The organism is Tepidisphaeraceae bacterium (assembly GCA_035998445.1).
Classification (GTDB): Bacteria; Planctomycetota; Phycisphaerae; order Tepidisphaerales; family Tepidisphaeraceae; genus DASYHQ01.
Map to the genome: position 1 here is coordinate 341,389 of DASYHQ010000018.1, position 22,888 is coordinate 364,276.

A 22,888-nucleotide genomic window follows, 5' to 3' on the forward strand; every position below is an offset into this window, starting at 1 on the left:
GCACCCTCACCTAGCCTCTCCCGGAGTACCGGGAGAGGGACCGGAGCAAACTCGTCGCACTTGGTGAACACCCTCGGCTTACCTCAGAGGGTGTTAAGGAACAGTGCCGCGTCCGCTCCACCGTAACATGGGCGTCCCGCCCATGACCACCAGCAGGGCGACGAATCGGTTTAGTTGCAGAGGACATCGGTAAGTCGGTCGGCAGAACAACGGATTCTGCTTCGGCCACAGTCATGGGCGGGACGCCCATGCTACGGTGAAGAGCGAGCCCGACGCTGTTCATAAACGCCCTCTCAGGATGACGATCGGTTGCCACTCCCGACCGCATTTGTTCCGCCGCATCAACGCCCCTACACTCCGCCTCCATGCGTGGCTTTGCCATCCTCCTGCTGGCCAATCTGCTCGGCCTGTTCCTTCACCATTACGCCCACGTGCCGCTGCCCGCGAACGTGATCGGGCTGATTTTGCTCTTGATCGGCCTTGGCACCGGCATCGTCAAACAAAGCTGGGTCGAGACGGCGTCGACGTTCGTCCTGCGGCACATGCTGCTGCTGTTCGCCCCGGTGATCGTCGGTGCGCTGGCGCTGGGGCAGGTTTTAAAGGCCGATTGGCCTGCGTTGCTGGCGACGGGCGTCGTGTCGCCATTGGTGACGCTGATCGCATCGGCCATCCTTGCCAAGTTTGTGATCGATGACGCCGGCGAACCCGTCGCTGCGGGCGACGCGCCACTGGCGGCCACGGTGCTGCCCGAGTTTTCCACCAAACGCCCGGATGGCCTGCCGTGATCGCAAGCGAACTGACCGCCAATCCTATGTTTGGGCTCACGCTGACCGTCGTCGTCTACGCGATGTCGCTGGCGATCCAGCGTCGCGTGCGCTGGCTGCACCCGCTGCTGGTCACGTGTGCTGTGATCATGGTCTTGCTGACCGTCACGAAGATCCCATTGGCCGACTACCGCGCTGGCGGGCAGATGATCACGATCTTCCTCGGTCCCGCGACCGTCGCGCTGGCGGTGCCGCTGTACAAGCACCGGGCGGCGCTGCGCCGGCACGCGATCGGCATCGCGATCACCGTTTGCGCCGGCTGCCTGATCGGCATCGCGTCGGCCTTCGCGTGCGCGTGGCTGCTGGGCGGGTCGACGCTGGCGGTGATCTCGGTGCTGCCCAAGTCGGTGACGACGCCGATCTCGATGGAGGTCTCCCGCGCCCTGGCCGGTTCCCCGGAACTGACGGCCGCCATCACGCTCGGTTCAGGCTTGGTCGGCGCGGTGATCGGCATTCCCCTGCTGCGCGCCACGCGCTTGCTGAAACCCTCCGCCGGTGGATTGGCCATGGGCATCTCCTCGCACGGCGTCGGCACCGCATCGATCCTGCCGATCTCCGAACTGCACGGCACCTACGCCGCCCTAGGCATGGCACTGAACGGCCTCCTGACCGCGACGATCCTGACGCCCCTCGCCCCCTGGATCCACCGCCTGCTGTACGGCGTGTGACCTTCTCACCGCCTTTTGTAGAACAGGCATTCCTGCCTGTCACTCTTGCGCTCATTTATTGCGCACCAGAAGAGAACGCGTAGGCCGCAAAGGGCGGACGCGCGGGACCGCGAAGAAGACGATGAGCTTCGCGACGGCGGTTTGGGTAAGGCAAAACGCGATCTCGTGCACCATTATGCACCATTGTGCACCATCGAGTGATGTCGAAGAGGATGCACCATTCCAGGCGCGTCCGCTATTCGGTTGTCAAAGAGCACGCTATCCATCTCTACGCCCGCGCTGCGCACTTGACGTTGGATTGGCGCAACACCATCCGCATTTCTTCGCGTCCGCCTTCGCGTCCTTCGCGCCTTCGCGTCTCTGCCTCTTCGCCATCGCTGGCTAGCGTTGCATGCCAGACAAGATTGTCCGCCACACAAAAACGAAAACAGAAAGAGACGCAGGCCAGAATGCGTGTGCAACAGAAGAGAGAAGAAGGAATACGGGGGGAGATGAAGACGAGGGGGAGAGACAGGCAGGAATGCCTGTCCTACAGAAGAGGGGTGACGGCGTAGCGATCGTGAGCCGTCGCGGTCAACCTTGCTCGGCGATCGCCTGGCGGTAGCGGCGCATCAGTGCGGCGCGGCTGAGGATGCCGATGATCTTCTTGCTGCGCTTGGCGACGCAGACGGGCAGACAGTCGACGTTGGCCTGCGTGAAGCGATCCATGACGGTCGCGAGGTCGTCGGTCGTGCTGACGGGCCGCACGTCGCTGCGCATCACGTCGCGCACGAGCAGCAACGGCACGGCGTCGCGGTCGACCAGCGCGGCGCGCAGGTCGTCGTCGCAGATCATGCCGGCATAATCGCCCGCGGCGTCGATCGCGACGAAGTGGCCATCGGTGCCGCCAGCGACGGCGGTCAGCACGCGCTCGATCGGCTCGTTGGCCGAGACCACGTTGGCCGGTTGCAGTTCGACCTGTTCGATGCTTAGCCTGCGCAGCAGCAGCAGGTCGGTGCCGGTGCCGATCGGCACGCCGCGCTCGCGCAGCGCGTGCGTGTAGATGGAATCGGGCAAAATCAACCGTGCGATGCTGGTGGCGACGACCGCCGTCAACATCGCCGGCAGCACGAGCGTGCTGTCGCCGGTGATCTCCATGAGGATCAATATCGACGCCAGCGGCGCATGCACGACCGCCGCCAGCACGCCGGCCATGCCCAGCAGCGCGTACAGCTCGGGGCGAATGCCGTCGAAGACACCCGTGGCCTGCAACGCCAGGCCCATCAATCCGCCACCTGCGGCGCCGATGAACAGCGACGGCGCGATGATGCCACCACTACCACCGCTCGACAGCGTTACGCACGTGCCGAGCACCTTCAGCACCACCAGCACTGCCAGCAGCCCCGCAACGAAGGCCGGGCCGCGCAGCGTGTAGAACTCCGGGCCGAGCATCGATTGGATCGCGCCATATCCGTCGCTGAAGAACGCCGGCAGCGCGTAGTTGGACAGTGGGATCGGCTTCTCACCGGCATCGGCGGTCATGAACTGGTACGCCAGCACGTAGGCGACGCCCATCGCCCCCAGCATCGCCCCACCCACCGCCGGTCGGATGGCGCGTGGCCAGCGCCGCCGGCCGAACCATCGCTCGGACGCGAACATCGACTTCGTCAGCCAGATCGCCAGCAGCCCGCACGACACGCCGAGGATCGCGAACGCCGCCAGCTGGGGCCAGAGCACGTCGGCGTGGGCCTCGCGCACCCAGGGAGGAATGAAGAAGATCGAGTCGTACCCGCCGGCGTGTTCGGTCCAGTGGTGCAGCGCCCGGTAGATCGCCTGGGTCGTCACGTTCGCCACCACGCTGGCCACCACGAGGGGCGTGAGCGTGCGAATGGAGAAGTCCTGAAGGATGACCTCGAGCGTGAACAGCAGGCCACCGATGGGCGCGTTGAAGATCGAGCTGATGCCCGCCGCCACACCGCAACCGACCACCACGGGCATGTGCTGGCGCGTGAGCGCGAAGATCGATCCCACGCCCGATGAGATGGCCGCGCCGATCTGTACGATGGGTCCTTCGGCGCCCGCGCTGCCACCGGTGCCGATGGTGATGGCGCTGGTGAGAATCTTCTCGATCGCGCTGCCGGGCTTAACGAAGCCGCTGGAGCGCACGACCGACTCGATCACGTCGATCACGCCGTGCCCTTCGCGCGCGCGGAAGACGTAGTGACCGAGCACGCCCACCGCCAGCCCGCCCAGCGTGGGCCAAAGGATGAGCAGCCACAGGTGCGTCCCGTAGAGCGACGAGCCGTAGTCGCTGAACATGCGGCCGCGGAACAGCGCGATCAGCTCGTGAAAGCCGACCGCAGCGGCGCTGGCGATGATGCCGATGACCACCGCGACGATGACGAGGAACGAGTCGTCGCGGAAGCCCAGGGTGACCAGCAGGCGTTGCATCAGCAGGCGCATGCGCAACGCGATGCCGGAGATCACTGCATACATCTGGCGCAGCATAGCGAGGCCAGCAGTGGATGAGAACCCCGCGCCCTCAAGACCCACCCTCGCGAATGTGCTAGAATGCCCGCATGGCGGTTGCCCGAAAGAAGGTCGTGCTGGCAATGAGCGGCGGGGTCGATAGCTCCGTCGCCGCAGCGCTGCTGCTGCGCCAAGGGTACGACGTCATGGGCGTCTTCATGCGCCTCGGTTCGCCCGCGGGCGTGGAAGAGGCGCCCGAGACGTGCGACCCGACCGCTGCGGGCGCCACGAAAAACAAGCAGGGGTGCTGCAGCGTGCTGGACGCCGCCGACGCCCGCCGGGTCGCCGGGCTGCTCGACATCCCGTTTTACGTGCTGAACTTTCAGGATGACTTCGGCAAGGTCATCGACTACTTCGTCGGCGAGTACAACCGGGGCCGTACGCCCAACCCGTGCGTTCGCTGCAACGACTGGCTGAAGTTCGGCAAGCTCGCGCGGTACGCGGAGGCCGTTGGCGCGGAATACGTGGCGAGCGGTCACTACGCCCGTGTAGGCATCGACCCTGCGACGGGCCAGAAGGCGCTCATGCGCGGCTTGGATCACAAGAAGGACCAGAGCTACGTGCTGTTCGGCATGTCGCGGCAAACGATGGAGCACACGCTGCTGCCGATCGGCGGTTACGAGAAGCACGAGGTGCGCGCGATCGCCGAGGAAATGAAGCTGCCAGTCTTCAACAAGCCCGACAGCCAGGAGATCTGTTTCGTGCCCAACCAGGACTACGCCGGCCTCGTCCGCCGGCGCAGCCCTGAGACGTTTCGTGCCGGTGAACTCGTGACGACCGACGGCCAGGTCGTCGGCCAGCACGAGGGGCACCAGCACTTCACGATCGGCCAGCGCAAGGGCGTCGGCGTGGCGTTTGGCCACCCGATTTACGTCGTCGACATCAACTCGGAATCGAACCGCGTCACGGTCGGCACCAAGGAAGACACGCTGCGCTCGGAACTGGTCGCCAATCAGCTCAATCTGCTGACCGATCGCCTGACCAACCCCGGCGACCGCACGACCTGCACCGCCAAGATCCGCTACAACCACTCGCCCCAGCCCGCGACGGCGGAACTGTTGGATGGCGGTGAACTACGCGTGACGTTCACGGAACCGCAGAGCGCGATTACGCCCGGGCAGGCGGTGGTTTTGTATGACGGGGACGTCGTGCTGGGCGGTGGGTGGATCGACCGGGTCGTGTGAAACGCCTAGGGCATTTCCGGTCCCTCACCCGGTACGCCGGGAGAGGTTAGGTGAGGGTGGATTTTTCTTCCCCACGCGTTGCGATCAAAGAGTCGCCCACGAATTAGCACGAAGGAATACGAATAAGAGCTACGCAATCCTGCGTTTTCCTATTCGTGCCCATTCGTGGGCCGTCTGCATTTCGAAATCACCCTCACCCAGCCTCTCCCGGCGTACCGGGAGAGGGGCCGGAACGCCGTGCCCGCAGCTTACCCCGCTTTCAGCTCGTCCGTCCTCACGCTGCGTTCCGGCGCTGTCGCGGCGGCCACCTGAGCGACCATCACGATCGCCACGTAACCCAGCAACACGAACCCCGCGTACAAGCTCGACGTCAGCAACGTCTTCGGCAGCAGGTAATCGCTGGTGAACTGCTGGACGATCAACTCCATCGATCGCAGCGGCCGCGTAAAGACGTCCCAGCTGTTCAGGCGTACGAACCGCCCGAGGTAGATCGCAAACCCACTGGCCGCGCTAGCGAGCGTGATGATCGTCCACCCACCGGCCACGCCGAAGCGCCTGCGGGCCAGGTCGTGCACCAGCACGAGCGACGCGAACCCGGTCAACACGCCCGTCAGCACGAACGACCCCACCATCACCGCGTCAAACCAAAGCGGCGCCTCCGGCCGCCAGACGGCCAGGTGCTTTAGATCGCTCACCAGGTACGGCGCGTTCGGGAAGAACAACAACCAGAGCACCAGCGTTCCCAACAGCAGCAACCGCCGGCCCACCAGGTCGCGCGCCACGTAGGCCCAGTGGGCGATCGTCGCAAAGACCAGCGGTGCCCATGCCAGGATCAGGTTCCAGATGAGAAAGCGATACTCGGGCTGTCCCGTCTCCAGCCGCCTGGCGAGATACGTGCAGCAACAGACGAACGAGCAGAACCCCAGCACGAAGATCAGCAGCGCGTGCCGCTTGTGAAGTTCCCGGTCACGCGGATGAATAGCAGCGAAAATCGCAGTCATTGGTTGAGTCTACCATGCATGACGCTGAAAAAAGTTGCTGGCACGCCGTTGTCAGGAGAATGCCAAGCCCATTTGGTATCACCGACCATTCCTTCACTTCAGCTGGCGTCCGAAGAAAGTGGAGCCCGCATCCTAGATCCGCGTTTCGCAATCGTTTGACGTCTTCCGATCAGCAACCGATACTTTCCAAGGGGCCCGATTTATCGGACCGACACCCGTGGAACCTTCGGCACCGTTTTGCGTCTAACCCTATGACAAGCCTGCACGGCACAAAACCCGATCCCGCGGCCGACTTGCAAGTGGCGCGAGACGTCGACCTGTTGAAGAAGGCCCAGCTCGGCGACCGCGGGGCGTACGGGCAGATCGTCCTGAAGTACCAGGACCGGTTGTACAACGGTGTGCTGCGCATGGTCGGCGATGCCGACGAGGCGCGCGAGCTGACGCAGGAGGCGTTCACGCGCGGCCTGATGAAGCTCGACAGCTTCCGAGGTGATTCGGCCCCGTATACGTGGCTGTTCCGCATCGCGGTCAACCTGGCGATCAGCCAGCTGCGAAAAGTGCAAAGGCGTCGCGTCTTCTCGCTGGATGCCGCCACACCGGCTGCCAAATCCAACGGCCGGCACCCGCAGGACCAGGCCGCCGGCCTCGCCGACCGCTTTGGTCGGGCCGGGGCCCCATCACCGGCGCAGCAGGCCGAGAATCACGAGCGCGACGGTCAGGTGTTGGCGGCGCTGGGCCGATTGGACGCCGAGTATCGCGCGGTGCTGGTGATGCGCGACGTCGAAGGTTTCGACTACCAACAGATGGCCGACGTGCTCGGCCTGCCGCTGGGCACGCTGAAGAGCCGCCTGTTTCGCGCCCGTTTGGCGCTGCGGGACGAGTTGAAGGGATACTTTAAGTGAATGGCCGAACGCCGATTGCCAAATGCCGAATGAAGAGCAAGTCGCTCGCCATCCTCGCATTCCATTCGGCACTCTGCGTTCGGCATTCGGCATTGTTTTATGGCTGAATCACAGGAAAACATCGAAGCCAAGCTCATCGCCTTCGTCGAAGGCGACCTGGACGCGGCCGGTCGGGCTGAGATCGAGCAGCACCTGGCGGCCAACCCCACGCATCGCAAGCTGCTGGACGAACTGATGCGCACGCGCCAGTACGTGCGCCAGCTGCCCCGCGCCAAGGCGCCGCCGGAACTGGTGGAAACGCTGCAGGGGCAACTCGAACGGTCGGCGTTGCTGGACAACATCGGCACCGATGCCGGTTCGCTGCAGTTGCGGTCGAATCGCTGGCCACAGCTGATTTCGATCGCCGCCGTCGTGCTGCTGGCGCTGGGGTTGGCGGCGGTCGTCTACATGGCGTTGCCGCGCGACGACCGCCAGACGATTGCCCGCGACACGAACGATGGCGCCGCCACCACCACCCGCCCCGCGGCCCGCACGACGCGACCGAGCGGGCAGACCGTCTCCACGATCACGATCGCCCCACCGGAAGCCGCCATTCCCACCGCGGCCGTGCCCGGCGCCCCCGATACCACAGCGATGGTCGCGCGTGCCGGTGATCCTTCGAACGCCGCGACCCCGGAAGTCGCCGAGATGGCCGCTAAGGACGACGCCGCCGCCCCGGTGCCGCCCATCTCCCCCGTCGCCACCGCCAAGCCCACCGATCTGACCCCGATGGCCGTCGCCGCCGCAGCGAACGAGCAGACATCCACCACGCTTCCCGCAGCCGTCGAAGTTGCTACGGCCAACGAGCCGGCGCTGCAACGGCAGATGGCGCAACAACAGCAGATGCAGTTGCAGCCGCAGGAGTACGACGAGGCGCTGTACGTCGTGGTGAACGCCGCCAACCCCGCGATGGCGAACGACCGCGTGGCGTCGTACCTATCGCAGAACCAGATCGACTATCAAAACGTCGTGCCAAACATGACGGCGCTGGAGAACGTGCGCCAATCCCAGCGCGCCACCGTTGGCCTTACCGCGCCGCTGCACGGCGGCGACGTAGCGATGCAGAACAACACCGAACCCGGCAGCAAAGCGGAAGCCGGCGCCCTGTCCGACGCGTCGGTTGACGGGGAAGCCAGGTCGACCAATGCAGTGCAGGCAGATCGCCAGCTGCAGCAATTGCCGCTCGTTGAGGCGCGCGTCGCGCAACAGATCTTCGCCAAGCGAATGACGCGTCAACAGGTGACGGAACTGCAGACCGCCATCGCCGAGCCCGACGTTGCGCTGATCGAGCCACCGCCCCCATCGCCCGACGCGCTGCAACCCGGCGACGAGGTCGAGATCACGGTGAACGAACTGGTGGGCCCCGGCGTCGAAAAGACGAACCGCGCCAAGATCGCCGCTGACGGCAACGTGACGATGCCGATGGTGGAGCCCGTGCGGGCCCAGGGCCTGACGCCCGAAGCACTCTCGGCCGCCATAACCCAGCGGTACCAGGATTCCAGCCTGATCGACCGGCCGACCGTCACCGTCGCTCGCGTGTCGCCTGCCTTGCCAACCACGGCCCCCATTGGTGCACCGGCCGAGGGCGCCGCCACCACCTTGCCCGCGACGAACCCGACGACGCAAGCCATCGCGACCGTGGCGGCTGACCCGGACGCGCCGGTCGACGTGATGATCGTCGTGCAGACGGCCGCCCCGGTCGTGCCCCCCGCGGCCACCACGTTGCCCGCGACGCAACCGACGACGATGTCGGCCACCCAACCCGCAACCGCGCCGGCGACACAAGCCACGACTCAAACGACCACCGCCCCGGTGGAGGCCATCGCCGCCGAGCCGTCCGCAACGACACTGCCCGCGGCCACCCAACCCGCGACCGTACCTGCAGAGATGGAACCGGTCCTCGAAGGCATCATGCCTTAATCGCGATGCACGCGGTCCTCCGTCATCGGGCGGCATAGGCGATAGCGCCGCTGCCCTGTGAAGCCGGCGGACGATCACCTCACTTGATCGGCCTGCCCCCCATCGCCTACGCTGTAGTTGGATATGGCGAACCGGGATGTGCAGTCGTGGTTGGACGAGTTCGGCTTGGACGAGTTCGTGCGCCAGCACGTGCTGAACGTCCTGGCGACCCTGCCCAGCGACGTGCAGTCCGATTTGATCGACGATCCCGCATTCCACTTGAGCGACTACGAACCCGTGCCCGGCCGCGCGTTTATGGTTCGCGTCGCCAGCCCCATCGCGCGGTCGGCCAGTCGATCGGTCGTCCTGAAACGCACATTGCGCCACCGCCCCACCGCGTTCGTACGCTGGGTGATCGCCCATGAGCTGGCCCACGCCCACCTGCGCAACGCTGGTCGTTTCCCCGGTGAAGACCCCGAACGCGCCGCTGACGCCCTCGCCGCCCAATGGGGCCACCCCCGCCCCGGCGACGCGCGGTGGTAGTTCGCCTTCCTCCTCTTCTGTAGGACAGGCATTCCTGCCTGTCTCTCCCCCCGTCCGGTCTCCCCCCGTATTCTCTTGCCTGTGTCTCTTTCTGTCTTCTGACTCCGGCACGGCGGACATGCTTGTCTGCATGCGGTGGAGCCGCGATCGAATACGGGAAGCCACCAAGGCACGAAGACGCAAAGGTCGCGAAGGAAAACAGAGAGCTTTGCGCCGGAGCTGCCTCAATCGCGCAGCGCGTCCGTAGAGATGGATAGCGTCTTCTTTAACAACCGAATAGCCGATGGGGTGCACCTCACCTGCCCGCCTCGCGACCACCCGATGGTGCACAATGGTGCATAATGGTGCACGAATTCACGTTTCGCCTTACCCAGACCGCCGCGACGAACCATGTTTCTCTTCTTCGCGGTCCTTCGCATCCGCCCTTCGCGACCTTCGCATTCGTTTTGGTACGTGTGAGATCGCAGCCAGCGATGCGGCGCAGACAAAAATGTCCGCCCCGCCGGAAGAGGGAAACGACAGAAGAGACACAGGCAAGAATGCCTGTGCCACAGAAGACAGAATACGGGGGGAGAGACAGGCAGGAATGCCTGTCCTACAGAAGAAGAAATGCCCAGGTCGCCATCACGGGTACGGCGTCTTGCGCGGTTCGTCGCCAGGCATTTGGAGGGCGCCGACCAGGTCCGTCAGCCGTTCGATGCCCTGCTTTTGCAGGTAGTCGCTCAGGCCCGTCACCACCTTGTTCGGCGTCGCGGGGTCGACGAACAACGCCGTGCCGATGCTGACGCCGGTCGCGCCGGCCAGTACGAACTCCGCGGCATCCTGCCAGGTTTGCACGCCACCCATACCGATGAGCGGCGTGCCCGTGTGCTTGGCGACCGTTCGATACACCCGGCTGACCAGATGCAGCGCGATCGGCTTGATCGCTGGGCCGCTCAGACCACCGGTGACGTTCGCGAGTCGCGGGCGCTTCTTGTGGATGTCGATCGCCATCGCGGTGAACGTGTTCACCAGCGACAGCACGTCCGCCCCGCCTTCGATCGCGGCTTTGGCGGTGACCGTGATGTCCTCCACGTTCGGTGACAGCTTCACGATCAACGGCTTGCTCGGCAGCACCTTCTTCACCTCGGCCACCAACTCCTTGAGCCGACCGGGATGCGTGCCGAACGTCAGGCCGTCCTTGACGTTGGGGCACGACACGTTCAGCTCGACACCGGCGGCGCAATCGAGGCCGTTCATCGCGGCGACCGTCTCGGTGTATTCGTCGAAGCTATGGCCGGCGACGTTCACGATCACCGGGCACGGCATCTTGCGCAGCTGTGGAACCTTCTCGTCCAGGAAGCGCTTCAGGCCCACGTTGGCCAGGCCGATGGCGTTCAGCATGCCGGCGCGCGTCTCGACGATGCGCGTCGGCTCATTGCCGCGGCGTTCCTCGCGCGTGATCGACTTCGTCACGAACGCGCCAAGCTGCGACAAATCCATGAAGTCCGCGTACTCGAACGCGTACCCGCACGTGCCCGAGCAGGTCATGGTGGGGTTGGCGAGCTTCAGGCCGGCAAGGTTGATCGAAAGGTCAGGCATGTTTTTGAGATCGCTGGAGAGACAGTGGAATGACGTTACCAGAGCAGATCGCTGCCGGCGAACACGGGGCCATCGGTGCAGGCCAGCTTGTATCGCCACGGGGCGGCGGCGTCGTCGGTCTTCACCTTGATGACGCAGCTCTGGCAGGTGCCCATGCCGCAGGCCATCGCGCGTTCGACCGCGATCTGCACCGGCAACTGGCGAGACGCCGCGATGTCGGCAATGCGCTTCATCATCGGTTCAGGCCCGCAGGTGTAAATTGTCGGCCGAGGCGCTGGCCCGCCGGTGGGGAAGAATTGGTCGAGGTACTGCTCCAGCGCCTGCGTGACGAACCCGCGGTAACCGTACGACCCATCGTCGGTGCTGATGACCGCCGGCACACCATGGCGGGCGAACTCGGTGATGTTCATCGCCCCGCCAACCGCCGGCGGCTCGCTTTTCGGCTCGATCGACAGCGCCAGCAAGTCGCGTGTCAGTGCCCCGCAAAACGCCACCGCCGGCGTGCCACTCAGTTGCGACGCGAGGTAAATCATCGGTGGGATACCGACGCCACCCCCGACCAGCAACGCCGTCCCACCATTCTGCGGCAGCGTGAACGTATTACCCAGCGGCCCGATGACGCTCACCGTGTCACCGACCGACAGCCGGCTGAGCCAGTCCGTCCCTACCCCCACCACGCGATGGATCAAGTCGATTTCGACGCCCTCCGCAGTGTCGCGCCGCCCCGCCAGTGAGAACGGCCGGCGCAGGATTGCGGTGCGATCGGCGATCTCCGTTCCGCTCAACCGCGGTGGCCGGTTCTCGTCCCATTCCACTTCCGAAAGCTCATCCGGCCAGTCGGCGCACGTCACCTGCACGAACTGCCCCGGCGCCGTCACAGAGAACGAAGGCAGGCGCAGCGTAAGCTCGAAATGCTCGCGGCAGAGCGTGCGATTCACCGCGACCGTGGCATCAAACTGCCCGCGCTTCGAATTCAACTGGGGAACACTGGAACCAAAGGTCATGAGACGTGAAATACTACCACACTAAGCCGGAAACGCACCCCGCCCCAAGGCCTTGCCACTTCAGTGCCACGATGCCTCGCGTCCGACACTGCTTCCCCTTCGCCATACCGAAGCATCACCCCAAAACCATCCGCGCAAAAAAAGACTTCCGGAGGGGTGGCTCCTATCCACCTCCGGAAGTGCGCCACGGCTAAGAAGCCGCAAAAACCGCATATGATTCGCGTCGAAGCACATCATCCGACGGCCGGAACTATACCGGTCTTGGCGATCCCATGTCAACGAAACAATTATGTCGCCGCCGAAAAACGACATCGCCATAACCTATTTATTAACATATACTTATAAAAATTCCCTCTGGCCCCGTTTTCGCTAGTCGCAAGCGACGACAGCGGCTGTTATGGGCTTGTACGTATCCCCAACTTGCCACGGCGAGCCACACATGCAAACTCACTTGCGTTCCAATTTCAAACGTGTAAACTTCCCCTCTCGTTTCACGGGCGTTTAGCTCAGTTGGCTAGAGCGCAGGTATCACACACCTGAGGTCACAGGTTCGAGCCCTGTATCGCCCATTTACTGTAACTCCTGTCGGTAGCTGTATCAGCGGCCCACCCAACTTCCAGTTCTGCAGCCTTGTTATGTTTGATGAAGGCGGTCTTTCGGATCGTCTGTTTCAGGCGCAGCACGCCGTGCCGATGCTTCCGGCCAGTCCCGTTTAGAATGGGTTCCAGCGCGCTGGACACGTGTACGCTGAGTTCGATGGGTGCCAAAATCACGATCAAGTCGGGTGATATGTGGCGGGCGGGCGGGCGACCTTTGACGATCTCGCCGAAGTGAATTTCATCGAGTTCCCACGCTAGCAACACCGACTTCCGCGCCACTTGCTGCGCAACATCTAGCATAACCTGACCGCCGACCTCAGCTGGCCCGCCGGCCGTTGCGCCCACCGGCCGTGCGGACATGTATATTGACCCGACCATGGCCGCCCCAACTTCACTACCGCCGTCCGATCCGCGTCTTGTGGTCGACGAAATGTTGGCCGACGCCGTTCGTCGGTCGGCGTCGGACGTGCACGTGGAACCGACCGCCGATGGCTACGAACTGCGCTACCGCATCGATGGTCTGCTGCATCCCGTGCGGCAGCTGGACCCGACCACCGGGCGAACGGCCGTGACGCGCCTGATGGTGATGGCGCAGTTGCTCACCTATCGGCTCGACGTGCCGCAGGAAGGACGCGTGCGCTATGGCGGAGATGACGCGAGCCAACGGCCGCTCGAACTGCGACTGGCCGTCATGCCCACCACGCACGGCCTGCGCGCCGCGATCCGGCTTCCCGCGGAACTCGATCGACCCCTTCAATTGGACACGCTGACGCTGCCCGACAAGGTGCTGCAGGGCCTGAGCCAGTTCACTAAAGCCGACAGTGGCATGCTGCTGCTTACCGGGCCGGCGGGCTCGGGGAAGACCACCACCATCCACGCGTTGCTCGCACAGCTGGCATCCCAGGCGCAGGGCATCAGCATCATTGCGCTGGAGGACCCGGTCGAGCGTGACCTGCCGGGCGTCACGCAGATCGAGGTGTCGCGCTTTGGCGAACTGACGTACGAACGCGCGCTGCGCAGCATCCTGCGGCAAGATCCACAAGTGCTGATGATCGGTGAGATTCGCGATGCCGCGACGGCATCGTTGGCGGTGCAGGCGGCGCTATCGGGGCACCGCGTGGTGTCGACGCTGCACGCCGCGAGCCCCGGTGGCGCGGTCTCGCGACTGCTGGAGATGGGCTTGGAGCCCTACCAGATCACCAGCGCGCTCTTCGCCGTCGTTGCGCAGCGACTGCTGCGGCGGCGCACCGGTGACGAAGGGGTGTATCGAGGTCGCGCGCCGGTCGCGTCCATCGCGATGATCGACAACGCCGTCCGGCACGCCATCCTGCAGCGGGCCGACGCTGCGGAGATCGGATCGCTTTTCGCAGCACAACCCCTGTACAGTTCCCTCCACGACGCCGCGGCCGACCTCGTTCGGTCCGGTGTGACGGACGCCGCAGAGGTCACACGCGTGCTGGGCACGCCGGTGTAGAATTGGCGGTGGTTTATAGAGCCCGCTCCAAACATGGCGAACCGAATTGCGGTTAGCATTGTCGCTCGGCCGGACATTCTAATGAACGGCGGGGACGACCTGCGGCCCGTTCGGCGGAACTCGCCGAGCGGTGCCCGCGGATCGTTTGAGTGGCACCTTGATGCGCAACCTTGGGAGGGCCGGCAGCATGCAATCGCAAGACGCAGTTTCGACGGGCGAGCCAACAGCGACGGGCCCCGTCGTCAGCTTCGCCTACCGCGCCCAATCCAACGCGGGCGATGCGATCAACGGTTCCATCGACGCGCGCGATGCAGACGATGCGCAGGCCCGTCTGTCGCGCCTGGGATTGCGCGTGCTGGAACTCAACAGCGCAACGCCCGTCAAACCAAAACCCCTTCGCGGCGACGATTTCGTCGCGTTCAACCAACAGCTCGGCCAACTCGCCAGCGCTGGCCTGCCTTTGGAACAGGGCTTGCGGTTGATTGCGCAGGACATGCGGTCCGGCCGACTGTCGCGCACCGTGAACCTGGTGGCCGAGGAACTCGAACGGGGCGTGCCGATCGGTGAGGCGTTTCAACGGCACCAGACGCAGTTCCCACCGCTGTACGGTCGGCTGATGGACGCGGGCGTGCGCAGTGGCAACCTGCCGGCGATGCTGCTGAACCTCAGCCGGTACAGCGAGCTTGTGCAACGCCTGCGCGGCCTGCTCTGGCGATCGGCGGCGTACCCGTTGATGGTGCTGATCGGCCTGGCGCTGGTGCTGCTGTTCCTCAGCCAGTTCGTCCTGCCCCAGTTCGAATCTATCTTCGAATCGTTCCGCGTGCAGCTGCCTGCCGTCACTCAGTTGCTGCTGTGGTTTGGTCGCGTGCTGCCGATGCTGCTGATCGTGGTCGTGATCCTCTGCGTCGGCGCGTTCGTCCTGTTGCCCATGTTGCGCCACCGGGGCGATGGGTTCGGTCAGTCGGCGATGCTGTCACTACCGTTGGTTGGCCCGGTCCTTCGCCGCAGCCTGCTGGCGCGCTGGTGCGACGCGGTGAAGCTCGCGGTGGACGCCGGCCTCGACCTCCCCGCCGCGGTGGGCCTGGCGTCCGACGCGGTGCGCTCGCCAGCGTTGCGACATGATGGCGACGCGCTGTTGGACTGGCTGCAATCGTCTCCCGTGGCGCACCAACCCCCGCCGGGCCTTCGCCTGCTGCCGGCCAGTGTGACCGCGACGGTCGCGCTGGCGGTGCGCGAGCAGCAACTGTCGAACGGCTTGGGAACGCTCGCGCAGATGTACGCCCAGCAGGCCGAGCAACGGATGGCTGTCATCCCGGCAGTGCTCGGACCAGTGCTGTTGATCGTCGTCACGATCATCATCGGGTTCATCCTGCTGGGCATCCTGGCGCCGATGATCAGCCTTTTGAAATCGATCACTGGAGGCGGGCTATGAACAGTGCATCCCGCGCGCCATTGGCCGCCCCCGCGCCGCCGCGCGCGCCGGGCGATCGTTCGGTATTGCACGCACTGGCCGCCAGCCTTTTCTGGTGTTTCGCTGCGGTCGTGATCCTCGTGCTGCTGGGCGGCGCGTTGTACTTCACGATCCCGATGATGCTCGTGGTGGCGCCCCTGCTGGCGTTGCTGCTTTTGGCATCGGCCGCCGAGGCGGTTCGCTACGTGCGCCGGCAGCGCAGCATGGCGATCCTGAGCTACCTTGACCAGGCCGTGCGCCTGAACCTGCCGTTGCCCGCGATGCTCGCCAGTGCCGCGCGGTCGGAGCGTGGCGTGACGCGCCGGCGACTGCGAGACCTGCGCGCGATGGTCGAACAGGGTCACCCGATCAGCAACAGCCTGCGCCACACGACGCCGGAGATGCCGGACCGCGCGGTGGCGCTCATCCGCGCCGGCGAAGCGACCGGCGCCGTGGCGCCCGCGCTGCAACGGCTGCTGCGCGAGAACGGCCGGGCAATGCTGCCCGACCCGCTAAACGTCGCTTTCTACCGGATTTATCCGCTCGCCCTGGCGCTCATGATCACGCTCGTGCTGACGATGTTGATGATCTTCGTCATGCCCAAGTACGAGCAGATCTTCCTCGACTTCAAGATCTCGTTCCCACCGATCACGCTGCTCGTGCTGAGCTTCAGCCGGGACATCCTCTTCCCACTGACGTTCCTCCTCGCCGTCGTAGCGCTGCTGGTCGCCGGGCGGGCGGCCGAGCGATTTTTCGTCGTGCGGTCCGGCTTCCACGGCGTGTTTCGCGGGCTGACCGATCGGGTCACGTGGTTCATCCCACTGGCCGGCGCCGCAGCGCGCGACCGGGGACTGGCCGACACGTTCGCGACGCTCGGTGATGCCGTGCGCAGCGGGCGTCCGCTGCCGCGTGCCGTGGAAGAAGCGGGCCGGATCGACGTGAATGCCGTACTGGCAGCGAAGCTGTCGCGCTGGCGTCGCGAACTGGAAGCCGGCGCGAGCATGGCCGATGCCGCGCGGCTCGCGGGCTTGCCGCGGCTGGTGGTTGGCCTGCTGGCGACGGCGCACGGTAGCAACGGCGCGCTGGTGGTGTGCGATTTTCTATCGCGCTACTACGGTTCGAAGTACAGCCGATCGCGCGCGCTGATCGTCGGCGCGTACGTGCCGGCGGTGACGCTGGTCCTGGGCGTGTGCGTGGCCGCCGTCGCGCTGGCCATGCTGGTGCCGTTAACGCGAATGGCCGACCAGGTGTCCATCGGCTTTGGAGGATAAGGGATGCGACAGCGAAACGCGTTCGTGCTGCTGGACGTCGTCGCGGGGCTCACGCTCATCGGCATCCTGCTGGCAGCGCTCACGGGCGTCATCGTCCGCCATAACCATGTGACGGCGACGCTGGCCGATTCGCGGTCGACGACGGCCGCGGTGGAGGAAGCGATGAACCGCCTGCAGGCCGGTGCCCCACCAGCGCCCACCGCGGGCCTGAGCCTGAAGCTGCGCCGGCTGGATGCCGACCCGGTCGACGGCCGTGCTTGGGTCGAAATGACCGGCCAACGTGGACGGCAACGCATCACGCTCGCAGGTCTCGTTCCCGAGCAGTCGATCGCAAGCTGGCAGGATGTGGAAAGCGCGAACCCGCGACCGGCGGAGAACGCCGGCAAGGAGGAGCGATGATCTGTTGCTCCACATCAACTCGTCCCATCTCGACATCGTCCGTTGCCGGTCAACTCAACGGCTTCATGTTGATCGAGATGCTGATCACGCTCGTGCTGTTCAGCACGTTCGCCCTTGTCGCGGGCCGACTGTTTCACACGACGTTCCGCACGACGCACCGCGTGGAGGTGGCTCATACGGCGATGTCGCAATGGGCAGATGCCAGCCTTCAGCTTCGGCAGGACGTTTGGGGCGCCCGCGACATCACCGTCGCCAACCCGCAACGGTGTGAGATTCGACTGTCAGGCGCAGATACCGCCATCTGGGAAGCCACCGAGTCGGGCGAGCTCCAGCGAACGTTAAAGCGCAATGGCGAACCCACTTCGCCGCGTCGATGGAACGACCTGCAGCGTACGACCACATTCGAGCGAGATGACGCCGGCCTGGCCGTCCTTTCGCAGGTTACGGGTGCGCCACCCGCGCGGCTGTCGCTGGCCCGCGCGATCCCCCTGATGCAGGAGGGCCAACCATGAGACGGCACAGACGTGGGCTGGCGATGTTGACCACGATCCTCACGCTGCCGCTGGTCGCGACCGCGATGCTCGCGGTCGCGCTGTTGGCAACCGCCGACGCCCGGCGAACCGCCGGCGAAACGCACGACGCCCAACTACGGCAACTGCTCGTCGCGGGTGGGACCGTGCTGCTGGACCAATCGCGATCGTGGCCGGCGGCACCGAAAGCGACAACGTTCGAAGTGCCGGTGCCGCAATACGCAGCGACCGAGGGGGATGGCATTCAGATTTCAACGCAGCCCGATGGCGATGCCGTCATCGCAACGGTGGCCGCTCGCCATGCCGGTCGGCAGGCGACGCAGCGGCTGCGCCTGACGCGTTCCGGGAATGCGTGGACGATCGAAAGCGTCGCGTTAGATGCGCCGGATGCACTGGATTCTGAACAAAAATGACCCATGAAATCACGCCGGCTAATCCATCACCATCGCGCGGTCCGGTGGCGCCTTGATCGGCGTTGGACGGGCGATCGTCCACATCAGATGACACAGCACGCAGATCGCCAGCACGACCGCGGCGGTGGTCGCGGTTAGCCGTAGGAGCGCGACCGCGCGGTCGTACCGCATGGCGCGGGTGGCGTCGCCAATGATCTCGATCATCGGGTGCGAATCGCCGGCGGCGGGTGCGGTGGGATCGGCAGGCGTGGCGTTGATCGTCATGGCGGCTTGGGAGGTCGTCTCGGCCAGTTGCGGTGGCGCGTTGCGGACGGCGATCGCCATCATCAGCGTGCCGGCCTCGGTGGCGTTCAGCGTGAGCTTGCGCGACTGGAAGAACTGCCGCAACTTGCCGATCGCCCGGCTGACCCGCATCGCCGCGGCGTCCTCGGAGACGCCCATCGCGGCGCCAGCCTCGGCCAGGCTGCGCTGCTCGAAGAACCGCAGCACGATCGCGGCCCGCTCGCGGTCGTTCAGCTGGTTCATGCCCTCATCGAGCAAATCGGACATCGTCGACGCCACGTCGCCCACCGCTAGCGAACGGACGCTCATTTCCGCCGCCTTTCTCTCGTATTTTCGCCTGCGATTCTCGTATTTCAGCGTATTTTTGGACATGTAATACGCGGCCTTCAGCAGGTACGCCGACAGGATCACGCCCGCGCCCAGCGAGTGCGCCTTCTGCGCCAGCAGCACGAAGACCGCCTGCGTCACCTCCTCGGCGAGGTGCCGGTCGCGCACCTGGCGCAGCGCCGCCGAGTAGACGAGGTCGATATGCCCGGACACCAGCCGCGCAAACGCGGCTTGGTCGCGGTCGCGCACGTAGGCCTGCAGCAGTTCCCAGTTGTCGCGCTGTGAGATCATCCCCCTGCTATGTACGCCGGCGCCCGGCAGGTAACAAACGAATTTCGTTTTTCGCATCCGTTGGGCGCAACGCGCCGTACCGTCCGGCGGGCGCACGGTGGGATGTTCCGACCGACCGTCCCGCGCGTGACGTTTTTTCGGTCGTGTTCAGAAAACTCGCCGACCGGTAATGTGTTGACCGGCCGCCGCCTGGGCTTAGGACGACGGATGATCGGCTGCGGTATGGACTTATGGTGATCGCTCGCAAGCACGTCGCCGAACGAATGGATGCGCCCGACCTGGCGCCGCAGTCGCACCTGCGCGCGCTAGCCGGCCTGCGGCGGATCAACCGCATCTCGTTCGCGGCACGATCCATGCTCGGCCCGCTTCGCCAGGTGGCGGCACGCGAGAGGTGGCGCACCGTGCGATTACTGGATGTGGCATCGGGCGGGGCTGACGTGCCCATCGCACTCGCGACCGCGGCGAAGCGGCACGGGTTGGAACTGAACCTCACGTTGTTCGATCAGAGCGATGTTGCCCTCGACCACGCCCGCCAGCAGGCTGAGCAGGCGGGGCATCGCGTGAAGGTGCATGCGGGCAACGCGGTGGACACATTGCCGCCCGGCGAATTCGACGTCATCACGAGCAGCCTGTTCTTGCATCACCTCACCGAGGCCGATGCCGTCGCGGTGCTGGCCAACATTCGCCGGGCGGCGCCGCGCGTTCTGCTTATAAGCGATTTGCGCCGTTCGCTGCCGGGCCTGGCGGCGGCGCATGTGGGATGCCGGGTGCTGAGCCGGAGCGAGATCGTCCACTACGACGGCCCCGCGAGCGTGCGCGGCGCGTGGACGATCGACGAGATGCGGCGGATGGCGACGCGCAGCGGCCTCGAGGGTGCGACGGTGCGACGGCAATTCCCCTGGCGCATGCTGCTGCAGTGGGAGGCCCGCCATGACTGAACGCGCGCTCGCGGCAGCGGCCGAACAAACGTGGGATGCGATCGTGGTCGGCGCCGGCCCTGCGGGCGCGACGGCCGGCGCGATCCTCGCGCGGCGCGGCTGGCGCGTCCTGCTGCTGGAACGATCGGCCTGGCCGCGCAGGAAGGTGTGCGGCGGTTGCCTGAACGCCACCGCCGTCGAGATCCTGCGCCAGGCCGGCCTTGGCGCTGCACTGCGGTCGGCGGTTCCATTGGAACGCGTGCGGGTGCGCATCGGTCACCGGGTCGCCGACGTGTCGACACCCGGTGGCGCCGCGATCGATCGCAAGACGCTCGATGAGCAGTTGGTCGCCGTCTTCATCCAACGCGGTGGCACGTTCATCACTGGCGCAACCGCGAGCGTGCAGCCGCAGGATGGCGACACCGCGATGCGCTCCGTCAACGCGCGGTGTGGTTCGACGACCGTCTCGTTGCGCAGCCGAGCGGTGCTGGCCTGCGACGGCTTGGCCGGCACGAGCGTCAGCGATGAACCGTGGGCCGGATGGCGCGTCGCCCGGCACGCGTGGATGGGCGTCGCGGCGCCGGCGGCGCAGCTCCAACTGGACCTGCCGCACGGCACCATCGAGATGAACGTCGGCGAGCGCGGTTACGTCGGCCTCACGCGATACGATGACGCTTCCATCCACCTCGCCGCAGCGCTCGACCCGTCTGCGTGCCGCGAATTGGGTGGGCCGGCGGCTTTGATTGAACGCATTCTGCGCGGTTGCGGCTACGCGATCAACGCGGACCAGTTCGGCCACCTGCAGGGCACGCCGTTGCTGACGCGGCAGCGCGTCGGCAACGGGGGGCATCGCGTGCTGGTGGTCGGCGACGCGTGCGGCTACGTCGAACCGTTCACTGGTGAAGGTATCGCGTGGGCGCTTCGCGGCGCGACGGAAGTTTCCGCCCTGCTTCCCGATCCTTCAGAGGCGTGGCCGGCCGATCTCGCCACTAAATGGGCACAGCGTCATCATCGCACTGTTCATCGCCAGCAGTACGCCTGCCGTGCGGTCCGGTATGCCGCTCGCCGGCCGACCGTTGCCACGGCGGCCGTGGCGATGCTGAAGCGCTGGCCGGCGCTTGCACGATTGGTCAACCGTCCCGCGGAATCAGCGCCGCTCGACAGACCATCGTACGAGAAGGCGGTGACGGCATGAGCAGCGCGACCGTCGATCGCCCCCCCGTCATCGGCCTGCTGAGCATCGGGCTGGCAACGCCGCGCTCCATCGCGCAAACGGAATCGGCCGCCATGGGGGAACGGCTGTCGTGCGACGAGGAACAGCAGCGCTCGTGGCTTCGCCGCGTCTTCTCGCGCGCTGGTGCCGTGAACCGCGGCAGCGTGCTGCAACAATCGGACGATCCCAATGACGGCCGTTCCATCGCCGAGTTCTATCCACCTCGCGCAGAACCGACGGATCGCGGCCCCGGCACCGCGCAGCGAATGAATCGGTACGCGATCGAAGCCCCGCAACTGGCGCATCGCGCCGCCGGTGATGCGCTGGCCGATGCCGCGGTTCCGCCCGAGCGTGTGACGCATCTGATCACGGTCTCCTGCACCGGCTTCACCGCGCCGGGCCTGGACGTGGAGCTGATCGAACGCCTGGCGCTTCGCCCGAGCGTGTCGCGGTTGCACGTGGGGTTCATGGGATGCCACGCGGCCTTGAATGCGCTGGGCGCCGCCCGCGCGATCGCGCTGGCAGACGCGGATGCCGTCGTGCTGGTTTGCTGCGTGGAACTCTGCAGCCTGCACTTCGCCTACGGCTGGAGCCCCGACCGCGTCGTCGCCAACTCGCTTTTCGCCGACGGCGCCGCAGCGGCGGTCGTGGCCAACGTGGATCGTGTGGGGCGCCCGCACCTCTGGCAGTTGGATGCGGTCGCGAGCCTGCTCGTACCCGGATCGCGCGAGGCGATGACCTGGCGCATCGGCGACCACGGGTTCGAAATGACCCTGTCTGCCCAGGTGCCCGAGATGATCGAGCGCCACCTGCGCCCGTGGTGTCAGGAATGGCTCGGCAGCAACGGCGTGCGCATCGCCGACGTCGATCAATGGGCCGTGCATCCTGGCGGCCCGCGCATCCTGACCGCGGCTGGCACGGCACTGGAACTGCCCGACGATGCGCTTCAACGATCGCGCGATATCCTCGCGGCCCGTGGCAACATGTCGTCGGCGACCGTCCTGTTCATCCTGCGACAAATGGCCGACGAGAACGCCCACGGCCGCTGCGTCGCGATGGGATTTGGGCCGGGGTTGATGCTGGAAGGCGTCTTGTTGTATCGGTGATGCACGGCTGGGTCGATCGTCATCTCAAAAGGGTGTCACAGGACAGGATAGCGTCCGCTCCAACCGTGGCATGGGCGTCTCGCCCATGCATGTCATGAGGCCGGAAGACACAACTCGTTTCAGCGGCTTGATCAGCGCGGTAACCAGCAAATCGAACTACCCGTTCCAGTCCACACGCATGGGCGGGACGCCCATGCCACGGTAAGGCAGCCGCGAACCGTCGCCATTCGGCCGGACGAGTACGCTCCGGTCCCTCTCCCGGTACGCCGGGAGAGGCTAGGTGAGGGTGATTTCGAAATACAGTCGGCCCACGAATGGGCACGAATCGACACGAATAAAAAGACGCAGCGGCTCTCCGCTCTTATTCGTGTTCCTTCGTGCCTGTTCGTGGGCAACTCTGCGATCACGACGCCCGGGAAGTTCAGATCATCGTTCCCTGTCCCCTGCCCGCCCGCGGGGAATC

21 protein-coding genes and 1 tRNA gene are annotated in these 22,888 nt (G+C 65.5%); 16 read left to right on the forward strand and 6 right to left on the reverse strand.

What is annotated here, in order from left to right:
* Positions 1-365: 365 nt before the first annotated feature.
* On the forward strand, positions 366-785 hold the full coding sequence (locus tag VGN72_08145; protein ID HEV7299320.1) for a CidA/LrgA family protein: 420 nt from the start codon (positions 366-368) through the stop codon (positions 783-785).
* The gene (locus tag VGN72_08150; protein ID HEV7299321.1) at positions 782-1,492 is read left to right on the forward strand and encodes an LrgB family protein; all 711 of its coding nucleotides are present in this window, start codon (positions 782-784) and stop codon (positions 1,490-1,492) included. Before VGN72_08145 ends, VGN72_08150 begins: the two co-directional genes overlap by 4 nt.
* 573 nt (positions 1,493-2,065) lie before the next feature.
* On the opposite strand, the gene VGN72_08155 is transcribed toward VGN72_08150, so the two are convergent.
* Positions 2,066-3,967, reverse strand: coding sequence for a chloride channel protein (locus VGN72_08155; GenBank protein HEV7299322.1), 1,902 nt, complete (start codon positions 3,965-3,967; stop codon positions 2,066-2,068).
* 83 nt (positions 3,968-4,050) lie between these two features.
* On the opposite strand from VGN72_08155, the gene mnmA reads away from it, so the two are divergent.
* A complete protein-coding gene (gene mnmA, locus VGN72_08160; protein ID HEV7299323.1) occupies positions 4,051-5,184 on the forward strand; it encodes a tRNA 2-thiouridine(34) synthase MnmA in 1,134 nt (377 codons plus the stop codon).
* A 248-nt stretch (positions 5,185-5,432) separates the two neighbouring features.
* Here mnmA and VGN72_08165 read toward each other — a convergent pair whose 3' ends face one another.
* Entirely contained in the window at positions 5,433-6,185 is a 753-nt protein-coding gene (locus VGN72_08165) for a DUF1361 domain-containing protein (protein HEV7299324.1), read from the reverse strand.
* A 251-nt stretch (positions 6,186-6,436) separates the two neighbouring features.
* On the opposite strand from VGN72_08165, the gene VGN72_08170 reads away from it, so the two are divergent.
* From VGN72_08170 to VGN72_08180, 3 genes are all read left to right on the forward strand, one after another.
* Positions 6,437-7,087, forward strand: a complete 651-nt coding sequence (locus tag VGN72_08170) for a sigma-70 family RNA polymerase sigma factor (GenBank protein ID HEV7299325.1) — start codon at positions 6,437-6,439, stop codon at positions 7,085-7,087.
* A gap of 99 nt (positions 7,088-7,186) precedes the next feature.
* Positions 7,187-9,046 carry a polysaccharide biosynthesis/export family protein gene (locus tag VGN72_08175; protein ID HEV7299326.1) on the forward strand — a complete coding sequence of 620 codons (1,860 nt, stop codon included), beginning with the start codon at positions 7,187-7,189 and terminating at the stop codon, positions 9,044-9,046.
* Positions 9,047-9,169: 123 nt separating this feature from the next.
* Positions 9,170-9,568 (forward strand): hypothetical protein, encoded by a 399-nt coding sequence (locus VGN72_08180; GenBank protein HEV7299327.1) that lies wholly within the window; start codon positions 9,170-9,172, stop codon positions 9,566-9,568.
* Positions 9,569-10,192: 624 nt separating this feature from the next.
* Here the strand turns inward: VGN72_08180 and VGN72_08185 are convergent.
* Positions 10,193-11,149, reverse strand: a complete 957-nt coding sequence (locus tag VGN72_08185) for a dihydroorotate dehydrogenase (protein ID HEV7299328.1) — start codon at positions 11,147-11,149, stop codon at positions 10,193-10,195.
* 35 nt (positions 11,150-11,184) lie between these two features.
* Complete coding sequence (locus VGN72_08190; protein ID HEV7299329.1) at positions 11,185-12,153, reverse strand: dihydroorotate dehydrogenase electron transfer subunit; 969 nt, start codon at positions 12,151-12,153, stop codon at positions 11,185-11,187.
* A 495-nt stretch (positions 12,154-12,648) separates the two neighbouring features.
* On the opposite strand from VGN72_08190, the gene VGN72_08195 reads away from it, so the two are divergent.
* A tRNA-Val gene (locus VGN72_08195) sits at positions 12,649-12,722 on the forward strand.
* On the opposite strand, the gene VGN72_08200 is transcribed toward VGN72_08195, so the two are convergent.
* Positions 12,696-13,112 (reverse strand): hypothetical protein, encoded by a 417-nt coding sequence (locus VGN72_08200; protein ID HEV7299330.1) that lies wholly within the window; start codon positions 13,110-13,112, stop codon positions 12,696-12,698. The two genes, VGN72_08195 and VGN72_08200, sit on opposite strands and share 27 nt — an antisense overlap.
* Before the next feature lie 16 nt (positions 13,113-13,128).
* On the opposite strand from VGN72_08200, the gene VGN72_08205 reads away from it, so the two are divergent.
* From VGN72_08205 to VGN72_08230, 6 genes are all read left to right on the forward strand, one after another.
* Entirely contained in the window at positions 13,129-14,226 is a 1,098-nt protein-coding gene (locus VGN72_08205) for an ATPase, T2SS/T4P/T4SS family (GenBank protein HEV7299331.1), read from the forward strand.
* 187 nt (positions 14,227-14,413) lie between these two features.
* Positions 14,414-15,658: a type II secretion system F family protein gene (locus tag VGN72_08210; protein HEV7299332.1), complete on the forward strand. Its 1,245-nt coding sequence runs from the start codon at positions 14,414-14,416 to the stop codon at positions 15,656-15,658.
* Entirely contained in the window at positions 15,655-16,947 is a 1,293-nt protein-coding gene (locus VGN72_08215) for a type II secretion system F family protein (protein HEV7299333.1), read from the forward strand. Before VGN72_08210 ends, VGN72_08215 begins: the two co-directional genes overlap by 4 nt.
* Before the next feature lie 3 nt (positions 16,948-16,950).
* Positions 16,951-17,346 (forward strand): hypothetical protein, encoded by a 396-nt coding sequence (locus VGN72_08220; protein HEV7299334.1) that lies wholly within the window; start codon positions 16,951-16,953, stop codon positions 17,344-17,346.
* Positions 17,343-17,858: a hypothetical protein gene (locus VGN72_08225; protein ID HEV7299335.1), complete on the forward strand. Its 516-nt coding sequence runs from the start codon at positions 17,343-17,345 to the stop codon at positions 17,856-17,858. Before VGN72_08220 ends, VGN72_08225 begins: the two co-directional genes overlap by 4 nt.
* Positions 17,855-18,289: a hypothetical protein gene (locus VGN72_08230; GenBank protein HEV7299336.1), complete on the forward strand. Its 435-nt coding sequence runs from the start codon at positions 17,855-17,857 to the stop codon at positions 18,287-18,289. Before VGN72_08225 ends, VGN72_08230 begins: the two co-directional genes overlap by 4 nt.
* A gap of 18 nt (positions 18,290-18,307) precedes the next feature.
* On the opposite strand, the gene VGN72_08235 is transcribed toward VGN72_08230, so the two are convergent.
* Positions 18,308-19,189 carry a sigma-70 family RNA polymerase sigma factor gene (locus tag VGN72_08235; protein HEV7299337.1) on the reverse strand — a complete coding sequence of 294 codons (882 nt, stop codon included), beginning with the start codon at positions 19,187-19,189 and terminating at the stop codon, positions 18,308-18,310.
* Between the two features lie 230 nt (positions 19,190-19,419).
* On the opposite strand from VGN72_08235, the gene VGN72_08240 reads away from it, so the two are divergent.
* The 3 genes from VGN72_08240 to VGN72_08250 are packed head-to-tail and all read left to right on the forward strand — an operon-like array spanning position 19,420 to position 22,425.
* Positions 19,420-20,127 carry a methyltransferase domain-containing protein gene (locus VGN72_08240; GenBank protein HEV7299338.1) on the forward strand — a complete coding sequence of 236 codons (708 nt, stop codon included), beginning with the start codon at positions 19,420-19,422 and terminating at the stop codon, positions 20,125-20,127.
* Entirely contained in the window at positions 20,120-21,301 is a 1,182-nt protein-coding gene (locus VGN72_08245; protein ID HEV7299339.1) for an FAD-dependent monooxygenase, read from the forward strand. Before VGN72_08240 ends, VGN72_08245 begins: the two co-directional genes overlap by 8 nt.
* Positions 21,298-22,425 carry a type III polyketide synthase gene (locus VGN72_08250; protein ID HEV7299340.1) on the forward strand — a complete coding sequence of 376 codons (1,128 nt, stop codon included), beginning with the start codon at positions 21,298-21,300 and terminating at the stop codon, positions 22,423-22,425. The genes VGN72_08245 and VGN72_08250 overlap by 4 nt, the downstream gene beginning before the upstream one ends.
* Positions 22,426-22,888 lie beyond the last annotated feature (463 nt).

Coding starts and splice junctions, on each gene's coding strand:
- VGN72_08230 (HEV7299336.1), top strand. CDS start 17,855: ATGAGACGGCACAGACGTGGGCTGGCGATGTTGACCACGATCCTCACG.
- VGN72_08215 (HEV7299333.1), top strand. CDS start 15,655: ATGAACAGTGCATCCCGCGCGCCATTGGCCGCCCCCGCGCCGCCGCGC.
- VGN72_08185 (HEV7299328.1), bottom strand. CDS start 11,149: ATGCCTGACCTTTCGATCAACCTTGCCGGCCTGAAGCTCGCCAACCCC.
- mnmA (HEV7299323.1), top strand. CDS start 4,051: ATGGCGGTTGCCCGAAAGAAGGTCGTGCTGGCAATGAGCGGCGGGGTC.
- VGN72_08175 (HEV7299326.1), top strand. CDS start 7,187: ATGGCTGAATCACAGGAAAACATCGAAGCCAAGCTCATCGCCTTCGTC.
- VGN72_08180 (HEV7299327.1), top strand. CDS start 9,170: ATGGCGAACCGGGATGTGCAGTCGTGGTTGGACGAGTTCGGCTTGGAC.
- VGN72_08205 (HEV7299331.1), top strand. CDS start 13,129: ATGGCCGCCCCAACTTCACTACCGCCGTCCGATCCGCGTCTTGTGGTC.
- VGN72_08170 (HEV7299325.1), top strand. CDS start 6,437: ATGACAAGCCTGCACGGCACAAAACCCGATCCCGCGGCCGACTTGCAA.
- VGN72_08145 (HEV7299320.1), top strand. CDS start 366: ATGCGTGGCTTTGCCATCCTCCTGCTGGCCAATCTGCTCGGCCTGTTC.
- VGN72_08200 (HEV7299330.1), bottom strand. CDS start 13,112: ATGTCCGCACGGCCGGTGGGCGCAACGGCCGGCGGGCCAGCTGAGGTC.
- VGN72_08165 (HEV7299324.1), bottom strand. CDS start 6,185: ATGACTGCGATTTTCGCTGCTATTCATCCGCGTGACCGGGAACTTCAC.
- VGN72_08155 (HEV7299322.1), bottom strand. CDS start 3,967: ATGTATGCAGTGATCTCCGGCATCGCGTTGCGCATGCGCCTGCTGATG.
- VGN72_08250 (HEV7299340.1), top strand. CDS start 21,298: ATGAGCAGCGCGACCGTCGATCGCCCCCCCGTCATCGGCCTGCTGAGC.
- VGN72_08225 (HEV7299335.1), top strand. CDS start 17,343: ATGATCTGTTGCTCCACATCAACTCGTCCCATCTCGACATCGTCCGTT.
- VGN72_08220 (HEV7299334.1), top strand. CDS start 16,951: ATGCGACAGCGAAACGCGTTCGTGCTGCTGGACGTCGTCGCGGGGCTC.
- VGN72_08190 (HEV7299329.1), bottom strand. CDS start 12,153: ATGACCTTTGGTTCCAGTGTTCCCCAGTTGAATTCGAAGCGCGGGCAG.
- VGN72_08240 (HEV7299338.1), top strand. CDS start 19,420: ATGGTGATCGCTCGCAAGCACGTCGCCGAACGAATGGATGCGCCCGAC.
- VGN72_08245 (HEV7299339.1), top strand. CDS start 20,120: ATGACTGAACGCGCGCTCGCGGCAGCGGCCGAACAAACGTGGGATGCG.
- VGN72_08235 (HEV7299337.1), bottom strand. CDS start 19,189: ATGATCTCACAGCGCGACAACTGGGAACTGCTGCAGGCCTACGTGCGC.
- VGN72_08210 (HEV7299332.1), top strand. CDS start 14,414: ATGCAATCGCAAGACGCAGTTTCGACGGGCGAGCCAACAGCGACGGGC.